The sequence below is a fragment of the Alicycliphilus denitrificans K601 genome (genome assembly GCF_000204645.1).
GTDB classification, from domain to species: domain Bacteria; phylum Pseudomonadota; class Gammaproteobacteria; order Burkholderiales; family Burkholderiaceae_C; genus Alicycliphilus; species Alicycliphilus denitrificans.
Genome location: NC_015422.1, coordinates 2,207,141 through 2,221,908 on the forward strand (window position 1 = coordinate 2,207,141; position 14,768 = coordinate 2,221,908).

Sequence of the window (14,768 nt, forward strand, 5' to 3'; positions counted from 1 at the left end):
GCAAACCAAGGAGACGGCATGCGATCGAACGAACGGATGGGATTGGCGCGCTGGGCCATGGCGGCCCTCGCGGGGGTTGCCCTGGCGGCCTGCGGCGGGGGCTCTTCGCGGCCCTCCAACGACTTGCCACAGGGCATCAAGGAAATCAGCGCCACCGTGTACCCTGCCACTGTCGCAGGCACGGGCGCGACGGCGCAAACGCAGGACCTGCTGACGGGCGGCATAGGCAAGACGGGCCTGGGCGCCGCTGCCGCGCCGGCCTATGCCGACCCGGCCAACCCCACCGCGGCCGAGCTGCGCCGCAATGCGCTGTATTCCAACTACCGCGGCATCCTGGACCCCATGCCGGGCGGCGGCTACGGCCTGCTCTACGGCCCCAACGTCACGGCCGACGGCCGGGTGACTGCCGGCGAGGGCTTGATCCCGGGCCGCGAATACGTGGCCGTGCTCGACGACGGCTCCGGCCGCAAGCAGACCGTGATCGCCGTGCAGGTGCCCGACAGTTTCAGCGCCAGCAACCCCTGCATCGTGCTCGGCGCCTCGTCGGGCTCGCGCGGCGTGTATGGCGCCATTGGCACGGCGGGCGAATGGGGCCTCAAGAAGGGCTGCGCCGTGGCGCTGACCGACGCGGGCAAGGGCGTGGGCCTGCACAACCTGGCCGACGACACGGTCAACAAGATCGACGGCACGCGCGCCACGCGCACAGCCGCAGGTGCCCTGGGCTTCTTTGCCGCCGCCCTGAGCGACGCGGCGCGCGCCGCCTACGACGCTGCCTTTCCCAACCGCATCGCCATCAAGCACGCGCATTCGCAGCAGAACCCCGAGAAGGACTGGGGCAGCGACACGCTGGCCGCGGGCCGCTATGCGCTCTATGTGCTGAATGCACGCTACGGCACGGTCGCCAATCCCGTGCCGTTCACCAAGGCCAACACGCTGGTGATCGCGGGCTCGGCCTCCAATGGCGGCGCGGCATCGCTGCGCGCGGCCGAGCAGGACGGCGACGGCCTGATCGACGGCGTGGTGGCCTCCGAGCCCGTGACCGAGATGCCGGCCACCGCGGGCTATGGCATCCGGTTCGGCGGTGCGTCGGTCACGGGCTACGGCAGGACCCTGGCCGAATACACCACCTGGGGCAACATCTACCAGCCCTGCGCGGCGCTGGCGTCCGCCGCAGCGCTGACGGAGGTGTCGTACTACAACTTCATCGGCCTGGCCGGCATGACCGCGCGCGCCACGGCACGCTGCGACGGCCTGGCGGCCAAGGGCCTGGTCAGCGGCGCCACCACGGCCGAGCGCGCCGCAGATGCGCTGGCCAAGCTGCGCGCCTACGGCTGGACGGAGGACAACGACACCATGCACAACGCCCACTACGGCCTGGGCAACGGCCCCATCCTGTCGGCCATGTACCCCATGGCCTATGGCCGCTTTGGCGCCGATGCCAACCTGTGCAACACCAGCTTCGCGGCGGCCAGCCCCCTCACCGGCGACGTGGCCGCCGCCGCGCCCGCCGCGCTGGCGCAGAGCTTCGCCACGGCCAACGGCACGGCCAATGGCGCGCCGGCCACGGTGATCTACAACGACTCGCAGGGCGGGGCCAAGGCCTGGCAGTTCGCGGTGTCGGCATCGACGGGCGTGGCTGACTTCGGGCTGGACAACGCACTGTGCCAGCACGCGCTGGTCAGCGGCAGGAACCCGGTGACGGGCGCCGCGCTCACTGCCGCGAGCACGCCCACCAAGGCCGACAGCGACAAGGTGCGCGCCGGTATCGCCGAGGTGCTGCACAGCGCCAACCTGCGCGGCAAGCCGGCCATCATCGTCGCGGGCCGCAGCGACGCGCTGGTGCCCGTGAACAACAACGCGCGCGCCTATGCGGCGCTCAACCGCACCATCGAAGGCGCAGCCAGCAAGCTGCGCTACATCGAGGTCGTGAATGGCCAGCACTTCGACGCCTTCCTGCCGCTTCCGGGCTTCGACACGCGCTTCGTGCCGCTGCACCCGTACTTCAACCAGGCCATGGACGCGATGTGGGCGCACCTCAAGAGCGGCGCGCAGCTCCCAGCCAGCCAGGTGGTGCGCACCACGCCGCGCGGCGGCGCGCCGGGCGCGGCGCCCGCCATCACGGCGGCCAACGTGCCGCCCTTCGTGGCCACGCCCGCAGCGGCCGACCAGATCGGCTTCAGCGGCACCTCCATCACCGTGCCGCGCTGAACCTAGAAACGGTAGTTGACCGCTTGCCATCTTCACGAGAGCCGCATGAACACTGAGTTTTGCTGCTTCGCTGACTCTCGCCTGTGAGGTGAACAGCGCTACGCACCCGCCAGCACCGCGCTTGGCGCGCGATGCGGCGTTGCAAATCCTCGCAATGGCAAAGCCATTGCTGCGGTTTGCGCCTTGCCTGGCACGCCGATCACGGCATTGGCGGGCGCGTACAACTGCCGTTTCTAGGCTGAAAGAGAAACCGGCACGGGCCACGAAGGGCCGGCGTGCCGGATCGGGATGGGGCCGGCTGCCGCGCAGCCAGCCCGTCAGTCGCGGATGCGGGTGATCTTGGAGCCCTGCAGGGATATGCCCGCCTCGAGCCCCAGGTTGTTGAGCACGTAGCCGGTCACCGGGGTTTCGGCCGTGTTGGTGTCCACGCTGCCGCTGGCGCCCACGCGGCCGACGGCGACGGTGGCGTCCACGCCCGCGGACCAGCCGTCGCTGGCAAGGAACTTGTCCAAAGCCTCCTGCGTGTTGAACACGTAGATCACGGCGCGCGACTGGCCGCCGGCCTGCCAGCCCACCGATGCCGCCGTGGTGCTGTACTGGCCCCGGTCCCGGCCCTGCACGCGCAGCACGCCACGGCCATGCTCCACGCCCACGATGAAGCTGCCGCCGATCACCGATGGGAACACCAGCACGCCCTTGGCGCGGCGCACCTGATCGCGCGATCCGGGCGCGGTCTGGTACAGGCGCTCCAGCGCCGCATTGACGCGCGTATCGAGCGATGTGGAATCCGCGCGCGGCGCGGCCTGGGTGTCGGGCTTGGTGGCCGTGCAGGCCATCATGGACAGGCTGGCGGCCGCCACCATGGCGGCGGTCGCGGCTGTGCGCAGCGAGATCTTCTGGTTCATACGGACCTTCCTTTTCGAGTGTGTCGTCGGTGTCCGCAGGATAGTGCGCGGTGCCTGCTCCGGGGACGCGGAGGGCGCAAGTCGCGCTTTCGGCCTACATTCCTCTCACCTTCGGGCCACTCTGCCAGACCAAACGAAAAAGGCCTCCGCAGGGAGGCCTTCTCGCATGTGGGGGCGGGAACAGTCAGTCGGGCATGGAGCAATGCCCGCCCGCCGCGGCCTGGCCCGATCCGGCGGCTATCAGCGGCGGCTCCAGGCGCAGGTCCACGGGCTTGGAGCTGGACCAGTCCCAGGCCAGGAAGGCGGCGAGCGCGGCCCAGAAGACCAGGCGCAGTGTGGTGTGTCTCGTCATGGGGTGGTCCTGGTCAGAAGCCGAAATGGCGGCGGATGCGCAGCCCGAAGATGGTGCCCGCGAAGGCCAGCGGCACCCAGATCCAGCCGTGGATACTGCCCGTGGAAATGCCCGACAGCATGGCGCCCACGTTGCAGCCGAAGGCCAGGCGCGAGCTGTAGCCCAGAGCCAGCCCGGCGATGAGGGCCACGGCCCATTGCGTGCCGTTCAGGGGCCGGGCGTTCGCGGGCTTGCCGGCGGACACCCACAGCGCGCCGCCGAGGATGCCGATGTTGGTGATGCTGGTCACGTCCATGAGCACCGTTTCGTGCAGCCGCGCGGCGTTGCCCGGCTGGCTCCAGAACCAGTTGTGCGCCAGGTCGGCCGCGCCGCTGGCCTGGGCCAGCTTGGCTGCCCACAGGCCGAAGCCGTAGACCACGCCCCAGGGCTGGCCGGCGATGACCAGGTTCAGCGTGGCCAGCACTGCCAGCAGCACCGCGCCCACCATCCATTTGCGCACCACCAGCGGCCTGGGCGCCTGGCCTGCCGCGGCGCTGGCGCGGCGCACGTACCAGCCCACGGCCACGGCCACGGCGGCCAGCGCCGCCAGGGTGATGAGCAGCGCCCGCTCCCAGCCGAACTGGCCGACCAGGCCCACCGGCTGGGAGCGCCCCAGGTCGAGCCAGAAGCCCAGGTGCAGCGAGCCCAGGAAGCTGCCCAGCGCGAACAGCGGCAGGATGGCGGCGTTCATGGGAATGCCCAGGCCGGCCTTGTACAGCGTGCCGCTGCCGCAGCCGTCTGCTATCTGCATGCACAGGCCGAACACGAACGCACCCACCAGCAGGCTGACGCTGGGCGGGCCGAGCGCGGCCGTGAGCTCGGGGTAATGGCCCAGCAGCGGCATGGCCAGGGCCGCGGCCAGCGCCAGCAGCAGGAGCTGGCCCATGACGCCGCTGGCGTCCTTGTCCTCGATGAGCATGCGCCAGCCGGTGGTGAAGCCGAAGCGCTGGCCGGCCAGCACCGCGCCCAGGCCCAGGCCCACGACGAACAGCGCGGCCTGGCGCGCGGACACGCTCCACAGCAGCCAGCCCGTGAAAACGGCCAGTACGGCCGCGAGGGGGAGTCGTTTCATGTGAATGGTCTATAAAAAAGAGAGCTGCCAGCGCTTGACCATCAAGCGCTGGCAGCCGTTTTGACTATAAACGATGCTGCTTTTAGCGGCTGGCTTACTTGGTCTTGCGCTCCCACCACTGCTTGGCGTCGTAGGCCAGTGCCTCGAAGCGGCTGGGCTGGTTGGCCATGGGCGGCGCATCCTTGGACTGGGTCCAGTCCACCATGGAGCCAGCGTACAGCTTCACGCCGGGCAGGCCCGCGATCTCGGACAGGCCGAACCAGTCGGTCGCGGCCCAGTGGCCGGTGTTGCAGAAGGCCACCATGTCCTGGCCCTGCTCGCGCTTGACCTTGGCGGCGATCTTCTGGGCCGTGGCCTTGTCCACGAAGGTGGTGGTGCCGGGCACGAACCACTGGTTGAAGTCGAGCTGCTGCGCGCCGGGCAGGGTGCCGGCGAGCTTGGCCGCGGGCGCGCGCACCTTGCCCTGGTAGAACGCGTCGGGGCGCGAGTCCACGAGCGCGGCGTTGTTCAGCTGCACGTGCTGGCCCACGTCGTCGCGCGTGGCCAGCAGGCTGGCGTCGATCTGGGGCTGGTAGGCGCTGCGCGCCACCTGGGGCACGGCCGCGTCCTGCGCGAGCTTGGCGTCGCTCCAGGCCTTCATGCCGCCGTTAAGGATGGACAGCTCCTTGAGCCCCAGCAGCTTCAGCGTCCAGTACACGCGCGCCGCGGCGCCGAAGTCGGTGGTGTCGGAGCCGGTCGAGACGACGACTGCATGGGTGCCGGGCGTCAGGCCCAGCGACTGCACCAGCTCGGTGAGCTTGGGCGTGTCCGGCAGCTCGCCAGGGTTGCTGGCCGGGCCGCGCCACTTGCCGTAGGGGGCGTTCACGGCGCCGGGGATGTGCTGGGCGCCGTAGCTGGCGGGGTCGCGGATGTCGATCACGCGCGGCGGCGTGGGCTGCGCCGTCTGGGCGCTGAGCTCGGCCGGCGTCAGCAGCGGCTGGGCGGCCCAGCCGGCATGGGCGGCCGCGGCGAATACGGCGATGGCGAATAGTTTTTTCATGGCGGATCCTGGACGGCAAATAGAGAGACTGTCCGCGATTGTCTTTGCGCCCTTGCCGCAGATCAACGACAGAATCGGATTGTTCTTATGCGTGATGGTGATAAGGGCGCGCCGCTACATGTCCGGCCAGCCTGCCAGGTGCCGCTGCGCGATACGGCTGAGTGCCGTGATCCAGGCGTGGCTGTCGTTCAGGCAGGGGATGTAGCGGAACTCCTGCCCGCCCGCCTGCAGGAAGGCGTGGCGCGCCTCCTGGTTGATCTCTTCCAGCGTCTCCAGGCAGTCGCCGGTGAAGCCGGGGCACATCACGTCCACGCGGCGCGTGCCGGCCTGGGCCAGCGCCACCAGCGTGGGCTCGGTATAGGGCTCCAGCCAGCGGGCCTTGCCGAAGCGCGACTGGAACGTGAGCTGGTACTGCTCGGGCGCCAGGCCCAGCGCCTCGGCCAGCAGGCGCGCGGTGGTGCGGCACTGGTCGGCATAGGGGTCACCCAGGCGCACGTTGCGCTCGGGTATGCCGTGAAAGCTCATCACCAGCTTGTCGGCCGGGCCGCCCTCGCGCTGCCAATGGGCGCGCACGCTGGCGGCCAGCGAGGCGACATAGCCGGGGTCATCGTGGTAGTCGTTCACGAAGCGCAGTTCGGGGAAGTGGCGTTGGCGGCGCGTCCAGGCGGCCACGTCGTCCACCACGCTGGCGGTGGTGGTGCCCGAGTACTGCGGGTACAGCGGCAGCACCAGCACGCGCTTGACGCCCTCGGCCTGCAGGGCCTGCAGCTGTGCGCCGATGGCGGGCCGGCCGTAGCGCATGGCGGGCAGCACTTGTACCTGTGCGCCGGCTTCGCCGAGCCAGCCGCGCAGCATCACGGCCTGCTTGTTTGTCCACACGGCCAGGGGAGAGCCATCGGGCGTCCAGATCGTCTGGTACTTGGCGGCGGATTGGGCGGGCCGCGTGCGCAGGATGATGCCGTGCAGGATGGGCAGCCATGCCGCGCGCGGAATCTCCACCACGCGCGGGTCGCTCAGGAACTGGGCCAGGTAGCGGCGCAGCGCGGGCGCGGTGGGGGCGTCGGGCGTACCCAGGTTGCACAGCAGGATGGCGGTGGCGGGAGAAGGCATGGGGGGCGATTGTGGCCTATGCTTCACCGCCTGATGACGAATGCACACACCCTCGATCTGCCGCGCATCCGCGCCATCACCCTCGATCTGGACGACACGCTCTGGCCTGTGTGGCCCGCCATCTCCCGGGCCGAGGCCGCGCTGGCCGGCTGGCTGGCCGCGCACGCGCCCGCCACGGCGGCGCTGTTCTCCGACGCTCAGGCGCTGCGCGCCATCCGCCAGCGCATGGAGACGCTGCGGCCCGACCTGCGGCACGACCTGAGCGCGCTGCGGCGCGAGTCGATCCGCATGGCGCTCGCGCAGGCGGGCGACGACCCGCTGCTCGCTGAGCCCGCGTTCGAGTTCTTCTTCGCCGAGCGCCAGCGCGTGGACCTGTTCGACGATGCGCTCGCGGCGCTCGACTTCATGGCCACGCGCTGGCCGGTAGTGGCCGTCTCCAACGGCAATGCCGACGTGCACCGCATCGGCATCGGGCGCTATTTCAAGGCCAGCCTGAGCGCCACGCAGCTGGGCGTGGCCAAGCCCGATGCGCGCATCTTCCACGCGGGCGCGCAGGCCGCAGGGGTGGCCCCCGGGCAGGTGCTGCACGTGGGCGACGATGCGCTGCTGGACGCCCGCGGCGCGCTGGATGCCGGCATGCAGGCCGCGTGGCTGAACACGGTCGGCGCCGACTGGCCGCACGAGGGCGCGCCGCCGCACGCCACGGTGCCCAGCCTCAGCGCGCTGTGTCGGCTGCTGGCGTAGAGCGCGAGCGGCGCATCGCCCACTTCTCCAGCTCCGCCGCCGCGAACACCACCGCGCCCGAGAGCAGCACGCGCAGCCATTCGCCAGGGGACAGGTCAGTGGAGCCGAACACGGCCTGCAGCCAGGGCGCGTGCACGAAGGCCAGCTGCAGCAGCGCGCACGCGGCGATCGCCATGAGCACCTGCGGGTTGCCCAGCAGCCCTTCGCGCGTGAGCGCGCTGCGCAGGATGTGGCGGCTGTTGAACAGGTAGAACATCTCGGCCGCGACCACGGCGCAGACGGCCATGGTGCGCGCGGTCTCCAGGCTGGAGCCGCGCGAGAGCTCCCACAGGAACAGCCCGAGCGAGGCGCCGGCCATGAGCAGCGACACCATGACCACGCGCCATATGAACGGGCCCGAAAGCAGCGATTCGCGCGGGTCGCGCGGCGGGCGGCGCATCACGTCGCTCTCGGTCGGCTCGAAAGCCAGCGCCAGGCCCAGCGTGCCCGAGGTGACGAGGTTGATCCACAGCACCTGCGCGGCGGTGAGCGGCAGCTGCAGCGCGAATGCGATGGCGAAGAACACCACGAGCGCCTCGCCGCCGTTGGTGGGCAGCATGAACAGGATGAACTTGCGCACGTTGTCGTAGACGCCGCGGCCCTCGCGCACGGCCGCGCCCAGGGTGGCGAAGTTGTCGTCGGCCAGCACCATGGCGGCAGCGTCCTTGGCGGCCTCGGTGCCGTTCCTGCCCATGGCCACGCCCACGTCGGCGCGCTTCAAGGCCGGGGCGTCGTTCACGCCGTCGCCCGTCATGGCGACGACCTCGCCGCGCGCCTGCAGGGCCTGCACCAGGCGGATCTTGTGCTCGGGGCTGGCGCGGGCGAAGACATGAACGCTGTCCACCACCTCGCGCAGCGCGCTGTCGTCCATGAGCTCGATCTCGGCTCCCGTGAGCGCGGGGCGCCCCAGGCCGATGCCCAGCTGCGCGCCGATGGCGCGCGCCGTCTCGCCGTGGTCGCCGGTGATCATCTTCACGCGCACGCCCGCCGCGTGGCATTCGGCCACGGCGGCCATGGCCTCGGGGCGCGGCGGGTCCATGCTGCCCAGGATGCCCAGCAGGGTGAAGCCGCCTTCCATGTCGTCCCACGAGAGCGCGTGCTGCTGCGCGGGCACGCGCTTGGCGGCGATGGCCAGCACGCGCAGGGCGCGCGCGGCGCAGTCGTTGGCGGCGCGGCGCCAGTAGTCGTGGTCGAGCGGTGCGCAGCCCTGCTCGCCGTGCTGCAGGGCGCTTTGCGTGCTGCACATGTCGAGTACGCGCTCGGGCGCGCCCTTGACCAGGATGAGCGCGTGGCCCGCGTGGTCGTGGTGCAGCGTGGCCATGAAGCGGTGCTCGGACTCGAACGGGATCGCGTCGATGCGCGGCAGCGCCGCGTGGGTGGCGGCGCCGTCCAGCCCCGCCTTGAGGGCGAAGGCGAGCAGTGCGCCCTCGGTCGGGTCGCCCGTCAGCGTCCAGCCCTCGGCGCCGTGGTTCAGCGCGGAGTCGTTGCACAGCAGCGCCACGCGGGCCATGGACTGCAGCACGGGGTCGGCGGCGGGCGACGCGTTCATGCCGCCCACCTGGAAGCCGCCCTGCGGCGCGTAGCCGCTGCCCGTCACCTCGTACACGCGGTCGGCCGTCACCGCGCGCTGCACCGTCATCTCGTTGCAGGTGAGGGTGCCGGTCTTGTCCGAGCAGATCACGGTGACCGAGCCCAGCGTCTCCACCGCCGGCAGGTGCCGGATGATCGCGTGGTGGTGCGCCATGCGGCGCACGCCGAGGGCCAGCGTGATGGTCATGATGGCGGGAAGCCCCTCGGGGATGGCCGATGCGGCGAGCGCCACGGCCATCATGAACATGTCGGAGGGCGCCTGCCCGCGCCAGAGCACACCGATGACGAAGGTCACGGCCACGAACAGCAGGATGGCCGCCGCCAGCCAGCGGCTGAACCGCGCGATCTGGCTCAGGAGCGGCGTGGTGCCCGGCTCCACCTGCGCCAGCAGCGCGCCGATGCGTCCCAGTTCGGTGCGCGTGCCCGTGGCGGCCACCGCGCCCACGGCCGTGCCCGCGGCCACCAGCGTGCCCGAATAGAGCATGCAGTGGCGGTCGCCCAGCGGCGCGTCCTCGGCCACTGCGGCTTCGCTCTTGTCGCTGGGCACCGATTCGCCCGTGAGCGCCGCCTCGTCGGCGCGCAGGCTCTTGGCCGAGAGGATCCGCAGGTCGGCCGGCACCTTGTCGCCCGAGGCGAGCAGCACGATGTCGCCTGGCACGAGCTGCTCGGCCGCGACCAGCTGCCGCTCGCCCCCGCGCAGCACCGTGGCCTGCGGCGAGAGCATGCGCCGGATCGCGTCGAGCGCCGACTCGGCCTTGCCCTCCTGCACGAAGCCGAGGACGGCGTTGATGACTACCGCGCCCAGCAGCACGCCCGTGTCGATCCAGTGGCCCAGCGCGCCGGTGATGGCGGCCGAGGCCAGCATCACGTAGATCAGCATGTTGTGGAACTGCGCCAGCAGCCGCCGCCACGCGGGCCGGCGCGGCGGCGCGGGCAGGCGGTTGGGGCCGTGCCGGGCCAGGCGGAGGGCGGTCTCGGCGTGGGGCAGGCCGTACCGCGCGTCGGTGGCCAGGCGCTCCGCGATGGCGCTTGCGGGCAGGGCGTGCCAGGGCGTGTCGCGGTGTTCGGTGGGCGTCGTCGTCGGCATGCGGGAGCGCATGCCCGGCGCTGCGCACGCCGGGCCACGCGGATGGTTGCGGCCCAGTCTAGGGCGCGGGCATGCGTGGCGCGGCAATGCCCCGGCATATGGGGCGGGAAACGGCCGCCATCAAAGGGCGGATACTATCGAATGAGTAGCTGTCAGCGCTTGCTGGACGGGCGTTACAGCCCATTTTGATTCATGTCAGAAAATCGCGCAATGCAAGCAGCGTCTCGTCCGGCGCCTCGCTCATCTGGTGGTGCCCCACGGGCAGCTGCGCGACCTGCACCTGCCTGCCCGCGGCGCGCGCGGCCTGGATCAGTCCCTGCGCGGCCTTCGGGTGCGTCATCTGGTCCAGCGTGCCCAGCACGAACAGCACCGGGCATTGGATGGCCGCGATGGCCTGCTCGCCGCCCGCATAGCTGTCGCAGGCCACGAAGCCGCGGTGGAACACGTTGACCTGCGGGTTGCTGCGCAGCACGCGCCGGCCCAGGGCCATGCCCGCGCCATAGACCCAGAAGCCCGCCCCTAGCGGCGGGGCGAGGGTGCTGCGCGAGAACGTGTTGACCATGCGCAGCGCCTTCTCGGGCTCGTGCAGAGAGGACTCGATGAGCGCCGGCGAGACTTTCATCGGGTAGGCCGTGCCCACCAGCGCCAGGTGGCTCGCACGCGCGCCCAGGCGGGCGGCGGCTTCCAGCGCGATCAGCGAGCCCCAGCTGTGGCCCACCAGCGCCGCCCGCTGGATGCCTAGCGCGTCGAGCAGGGCGACGACGAAGCCGGCCGCCTGCTCCACGCTGGCGGGCGCCTCGCCCGCGCTCTTGCTGTGGCCGGGCAGGTCCACGGCCAGCACGTTCCAGCCATTGTGGGCCAGGTAGCGGCTTTGCAGCGCCCAGACGCTGTGGTCGTTGAGCACGCCGTGGATGAACACCACCGTCGGCCTGCCCGGCTCCAGGGGCTTGCCGCCGGTGTAGCAGTAGGTCCGTGCGCCGTTGACGTCGACGTACATCACGCCCCCGCTTTTTCTGCGGCCTTGAGCGCGCGCTGCAGGTCGTCGATCAGGTCGCCGGCGTCCTCCAGCCCGATCGACAGGCGTATCGTGCCCTGGCCTATGCCGGCTGCGGCCAGCGCCTCGTCGTCCAGGCGGTGGTGCGTGGTACTGGCCGGGTGGATCACCAGGCTGCGACAGTCGCCCACGTTGGCCAGGTGGGAGAAGAGCTTGAGCGCCTCGATGAACTTCTTGCCCTGCCCGCGGCTGCCCTTGAGGTCGAAGCTGAACACCGAGCCTGCGCCGCGCGGCAGAAGCCGCTGCGCAAGCTGGTGGCCGGGGTGCGATTCGAGCAGCGGGTGGCCCACGCGCGCCACGAACGGATGGCTGGCCAGGAACTGCACCACGCGCTCGGTGTTGCGCATGTGGCGCTCCATGCGCAGCGGCAGGGTCTCTATGCCCTGCAGGATCAGCCAGGCCGTGTGCGGGCTCATGCAGGCGCCGAAGTCGCGCAGGCCCTCGCGGCGCGCGCGCAGCAGGAAGGCGCCCACGGTGCTCTCCTCGGCGAACACCATGCCGTGGAAACCGTCGTAGGCCTGCGTCAGCTCGGGAAAGCGTCCCGAGGCCTCCCAGTCGAAGCTGCCGCCATCGACCAGCACGCCGCCGATCACCGTGCCGTGGCCCGAGAGGAACTTGGTGGCCGAGTGGTAGACCAGGTCCGCGCCATGCTCCAGGGGCCTGATGAGCCAGGGCGAGGTGAGGGTGGAGTCCACCAGCAGCGGCACGCCGGCCTCGTGGGCGATCTGCGACACGGCGGGAATGTCCAGCACCTCCAGCCCTGGGTTGCCCACGGTCTCTCCGAAGAAGAGGCGCGTGTTGGGCCGCACGGCTGCGCGCCAGCCGGCGAGGTCGCCGGGCTTGACGAAGCTGGTCTCTATGCCGAAGCGCCGCAGCGTGTAGTTGAGCAGGTTCTGCGACCCGCCGTAGAGGGCCGTGCTGGCCACGATGTGCCCGCCCGCGCCCATCAGCGTGCAGACCGCCAGGTGCAGCGCCGCCTGGCCGCTGGCCGTGGCGATCGCGCCCACGCCACCTTCGAGCGCGGCCACGCGCTGCTCCAGCACGGCATTCGTGGGGTTGCTGATGCGGCTGTACACATGGCCGGGACGCTCCATGTTGAACAGGGCAGCGGCATGGTCGCTCGAATCGAAGACGAACGAGGTCGTCAGGTGGATGGGCACGGCACGCGCCCCCGTGGCGGGATCGGGCCGCGCGCCCGCGTGCAGCGCGAGTGTGTCGAAGCCGGGGTCGGTGTATCCGGGCATCCATATCTCCAAAGTGGTGAACCTGCGCGCCATTGTGGGCTATTTGTGGGCTATATTTCCCCGCGGATAGGGGGCTGCACGCAGCGCCTGCAGAACCATTCGGAGATACCCCAGCATGAAAGTCAGCGACATCCTGCGCCTCAAAGGCAACACCCTCTACACCGTGCACCCCGACGAGCCACTCGCCTGCGCGGTGCAGACCATGGCCGAGAGGGACATAGGCTCGCTGGTGGTCATGGAGCACGGCGACCTCGTGGGCATGCTGACCTTCCGCGAGGTGATCCAGGTGCTGGTGAAGAACGGCGGCTCCGTGGGCACGATGCTGGTGCGCTCGGCGATGGACGACGCGCCGCTGACCTGCACGCTGGAGACCGACATGGACGAGGTGCGCCGCATGATGCTGGGCCAGCACGCGCGCTACATGCCGGTGATGGACAAGCGCATGCTCATGGGTGTGGTGAGCTTCTACGACGTGGCCAAGGCCGTGGTGGACAGCCAGAACTTCGAGAACAAGCTGCTCAAGGCCTACATCCGTGACTGGCCGCAGGAAGAATCGCCCCCCGCGAATTGACTTTCACGCCGGATTGGCCGTCAGCGCTTGTTTAGCAAGTGCTGGCAGCTATTTATTTCATAGCTGCAACCGCTCTGGGATAATCACGCCCCTATGAGCGGCAACACACTTGGCACCCTTTTCTGCGTCACCAACTTCGGTGAATCCCATGGCCCGGCGATCGGCTGCGTGATCGACGGCTGCCCGCCCGGCATGGCGCTTTGCGAGGCCGACATCCAGGCCGACCTGGACCGGCGCCGCCCCGGCACCAGCCGCCACGTCACGCAGCGGAACGAGCCCGACGCGGTGGAGATCCTCTCGGGCGTCTACGAGGGCAGGACCACTGGCACGCCGATCGCGCTCCTGATCCGCAACCAGGACCAGCGCAGCAAGGACTACGGCGACATCGCCCAGAGCTTCCGCCCGGGCCATGCCGACTACGCCTACTGGCACAAGTACGGCCTGCGCGACCCGCGCGGCGGCGGGCGCTCGTCCGCGCGCCTGACGGCGCCCACCGTGGCGGCCGGCGCCGTTGCCAAAAAGTGGCTGGCCGAGACGTACGGCACGCGCTTTCGCGCCTGCATGGCGCAGCTGGGCGAACTGCCCATCCCGTTCGAGAACTGGGAGCATGTGCCGAACAACCCCTTCTTCGCCCCCGTGGCCGACGTGCAGGCCTACGAGGACTACATGGACGCGCTGCGCAAGAGCGGCGACTCCTGCGGCGCGCGCCTCCGCGTGCAGGCCACCGGCGTGCCCGTGGGGCTGGGCGAGCCGCTCTACGACAAGCTCGACGCGGACATCGCCCACGCGATGATGGGCCTGAACGCAGTCAAGGGCGTGGAGATCGGCGCCGGCTTCGCCAGCGTGGCCCAGCGCGGCACCACGCACGGCGACTCGCTTACGCCCCAGGGCTTCGCCGGCAACAACGCGGGCGGGGTGCTGGGCGGCATCAGCACGGGGCAGGACATCGAGGTGCAGCTCGCCATCAAGCCGACGAGCTCCATCATCAGCCCGCGCGAATCCATCGACGTCCACGGCCGGAGCACCGAGGTCGTGACCCGCGGCCGCCACGATCCCTGCGTCGGCATACGCGCCGCCCCGATCGCCGAGGCGCTGCTCGCGCTGGTGCTCATGGACCACGCGCTGCGCCAGCGCGCGCAGTGCGGCGACGTGCGGCAGGCGGTGCCGCCCATTCCCGCCAGTATTTGAATGAAAAAAGGCTCCAGCGCTTGATGGACAAGCGCTGGCAGCTATCTGAAGAATAGCGTCTTTACTTGCGTACTTCGTCGACGAGCGCGCGGAACTCGTCGATGTCCTCGAAGCTGCGGTACACGCTGGCGTAGCGTATGTAGGCCACCTTGTCGAGCTTCTTGAGCTCGCGCATGACCAGCTCGCCGATGCGGCTGGAGATCACCTCGCGCTGGCCCAAGTGCAGCAGCTTCTCCTCGATGCGCTCGATGGCCGAATCGATCTGCACCGTGCTCACCGGGCGCTTGCGCAGCGCCAGCTTGAAGGAGCCGAGCAGCTTGTGGCGGTCGTATTCGACGCGGCGGCCGTCCTTCTTGACAACGGCGGGGAAGTTGACTTCCGGCCGCTCATAGGTGGTGAAGCGCTTTTCGCAGGCGCCGCACTGGCGCCTGCGGCGGATGCAGTCCCCGTCCTCGGACACCCGGGTCTCGATGACCTGGGTGTCCTGGTGGCTGCAGAAGGGGCACTTCATCGCGGCAGCGCCTGC

13 protein-coding genes are annotated in these 14,768 nt (G+C 70.3%); 4 read left to right on the forward strand and 9 right to left on the reverse strand.

Annotation, left to right across the window (positions count from 1 at the left end; genetic code table 11):
- Positions 1–18: 18 nt before the first annotated feature.
- A complete protein-coding gene (locus ALIDE2_RS10540; protein ID WP_013518755.1) occupies positions 19–2,208 on the forward strand; it encodes a 3-hydroxybutyrate oligomer hydrolase family protein in 2,190 nt (729 codons plus the stop codon).
- A 317-nt stretch (positions 2,209–2,525) separates the two neighbouring features.
- On the opposite strand, the gene ALIDE2_RS10545 is transcribed toward ALIDE2_RS10540, so the two are convergent.
- The 5 genes from ALIDE2_RS10545 to hemH all read right to left on the reverse strand — a co-directional run bounded on the left by ALIDE2_RS10545 (position 2,526) and on the right by hemH (position 6,725).
- Positions 2,526–3,113, reverse strand: coding sequence for a BPSL1445 family SYLF domain-containing lipoprotein (locus ALIDE2_RS10545; RefSeq protein ID WP_013518756.1), 588 nt, complete (start codon positions 3,111–3,113; stop codon positions 2,526–2,528).
- A 184-nt stretch (positions 3,114–3,297) separates the two neighbouring features.
- The gene (locus ALIDE2_RS25275; protein WP_013518757.1) at positions 3,298–3,465 is read right to left on the reverse strand and encodes a hypothetical protein; all 168 of its coding nucleotides are present in this window, start codon (positions 3,463–3,465) and stop codon (positions 3,298–3,300) included.
- Positions 3,466–3,478: 13 nt separating this feature from the next.
- Positions 3,479–4,576 (reverse strand): YeeE/YedE thiosulfate transporter family protein, encoded by a 1,098-nt coding sequence (locus tag ALIDE2_RS10550; RefSeq protein ID WP_013518758.1) that lies wholly within the window; start codon positions 4,574–4,576, stop codon positions 3,479–3,481.
- 94 nt (positions 4,577–4,670) lie between these two features.
- Complete coding sequence (locus ALIDE2_RS10555) at positions 4,671–5,615, reverse strand: sulfurtransferase (protein WP_013518759.1); 945 nt, start codon at positions 5,613–5,615, stop codon at positions 4,671–4,673.
- A gap of 114 nt (positions 5,616–5,729) precedes the next feature.
- A complete protein-coding gene (gene hemH, locus ALIDE2_RS10560; RefSeq protein ID WP_013518760.1) occupies positions 5,730–6,725 on the reverse strand; it encodes a ferrochelatase in 996 nt (331 codons plus the stop codon).
- Positions 6,726–6,743: 18 nt separating this feature from the next.
- On the opposite strand from hemH, the gene ALIDE2_RS10565 reads away from it, so the two are divergent.
- Positions 6,744–7,469: an HAD family hydrolase gene (locus ALIDE2_RS10565; RefSeq protein WP_013518761.1), complete on the forward strand. Its 726-nt coding sequence runs from the start codon at positions 6,744–6,746 to the stop codon at positions 7,467–7,469.
- Here the strand turns inward: ALIDE2_RS10565 and ALIDE2_RS10570 are convergent.
- From ALIDE2_RS10570 to ALIDE2_RS10580, 3 genes are all read right to left on the reverse strand, one after another.
- Entirely contained in the window at positions 7,441–10,197 is a 2,757-nt protein-coding gene (locus ALIDE2_RS10570) for a cation-transporting P-type ATPase (RefSeq protein ID WP_013722056.1), read from the reverse strand. The two genes, ALIDE2_RS10565 and ALIDE2_RS10570, sit on opposite strands and share 29 nt — an antisense overlap.
- Positions 10,198–10,375: 178 nt before the next feature.
- Positions 10,376–11,182 (reverse strand): alpha/beta fold hydrolase, encoded by an 807-nt coding sequence (locus ALIDE2_RS10575; RefSeq protein WP_013518763.1) that lies wholly within the window; start codon positions 11,180–11,182, stop codon positions 10,376–10,378.
- Positions 11,182–12,483, reverse strand: coding sequence for an O-acetylhomoserine aminocarboxypropyltransferase (locus tag ALIDE2_RS10580; RefSeq protein WP_013518764.1), 1,302 nt, complete (start codon positions 12,481–12,483; stop codon positions 11,182–11,184). Before ALIDE2_RS10580 ends, ALIDE2_RS10575 begins: the two co-directional genes overlap by 1 nt.
- Before the next feature lie 115 nt (positions 12,484–12,598).
- Here ALIDE2_RS10580 and ALIDE2_RS10585 point away from each other — a divergent pair, with 115 nt between their 5' ends.
- Both ALIDE2_RS10585 and aroC read left to right on the forward strand, forming a co-directional pair.
- On the forward strand, positions 12,599–13,054 hold the full coding sequence (locus ALIDE2_RS10585; RefSeq protein ID WP_013518765.1) for a CBS domain-containing protein: 456 nt from the start codon (positions 12,599–12,601) through the stop codon (positions 13,052–13,054).
- A 93-nt stretch (positions 13,055–13,147) separates the two neighbouring features.
- Complete coding sequence (gene aroC, locus ALIDE2_RS10590) at positions 13,148–14,242, forward strand: chorismate synthase (protein ID WP_013518766.1); 1,095 nt, start codon at positions 13,148–13,150, stop codon at positions 14,240–14,242.
- Between the two features lie 61 nt (positions 14,243–14,303).
- Here aroC and nrdR read toward each other — a convergent pair whose 3' ends face one another.
- On the reverse strand, positions 14,304–14,753 hold the full coding sequence (nrdR, locus tag ALIDE2_RS10595; RefSeq protein ID WP_013518767.1) for a transcriptional regulator NrdR: 450 nt from the start codon (positions 14,751–14,753) through the stop codon (positions 14,304–14,306).
- Positions 14,754–14,768 lie beyond the last annotated feature (15 nt).

Bases quoted from the DNA above. Each gene is read 5' to 3' on its own strand.
- ALIDE2_RS10540 (WP_013518755.1), top strand. From the start codon at position 19: ATGCGATCGAACGAACGGATGGGATTGGCGCGCTGGGCCATGGCGGCC.
- ALIDE2_RS10545 (WP_013518756.1), bottom strand. From the start codon at position 3,113: ATGAACCAGAAGATCTCGCTGCGCACAGCCGCGACCGCCGCCATGGTG.
- ALIDE2_RS25275 (WP_013518757.1), bottom strand. From the start codon at position 3,465: ATGACGAGACACACCACACTGCGCCTGGTCTTCTGGGCCGCGCTCGCC.
- ALIDE2_RS10550 (WP_013518758.1), bottom strand. From the start codon at position 4,576: ATGAAACGACTCCCCCTCGCGGCCGTACTGGCCGTTTTCACGGGCTGG.
- ALIDE2_RS10555 (WP_013518759.1), bottom strand. From the start codon at position 5,615: ATGAAAAAACTATTCGCCATCGCCGTATTCGCCGCGGCCGCCCATGCC.
- hemH (WP_013518760.1), bottom strand. From the start codon at position 6,725: ATGCCTTCTCCCGCCACCGCCATCCTGCTGTGCAACCTGGGTACGCCC.
- ALIDE2_RS10565 (WP_013518761.1), top strand. From the start codon at position 6,744: ATGCTTCACCGCCTGATGACGAATGCACACACCCTCGATCTGCCGCGC.
- ALIDE2_RS10570 (WP_013722056.1), bottom strand. From the start codon at position 10,197: ATGCGCTCCCGCATGCCGACGACGACGCCCACCGAACACCGCGACACG.
- ALIDE2_RS10575 (WP_013518763.1), bottom strand. From the start codon at position 11,182: ATGTACGTCGACGTCAACGGCGCACGGACCTACTGCTACACCGGCGGC.
- ALIDE2_RS10580 (WP_013518764.1), bottom strand. From the start codon at position 12,483: ATGCCCGGATACACCGACCCCGGCTTCGACACACTCGCGCTGCACGCG.
- ALIDE2_RS10585 (WP_013518765.1), top strand. From the start codon at position 12,599: ATGAAAGTCAGCGACATCCTGCGCCTCAAAGGCAACACCCTCTACACC.
- aroC (WP_013518766.1), top strand. From the start codon at position 13,148: ATGAGCGGCAACACACTTGGCACCCTTTTCTGCGTCACCAACTTCGGT.
- nrdR (WP_013518767.1), bottom strand. From the start codon at position 14,753: ATGAAGTGCCCCTTCTGCAGCCACCAGGACACCCAGGTCATCGAGACC.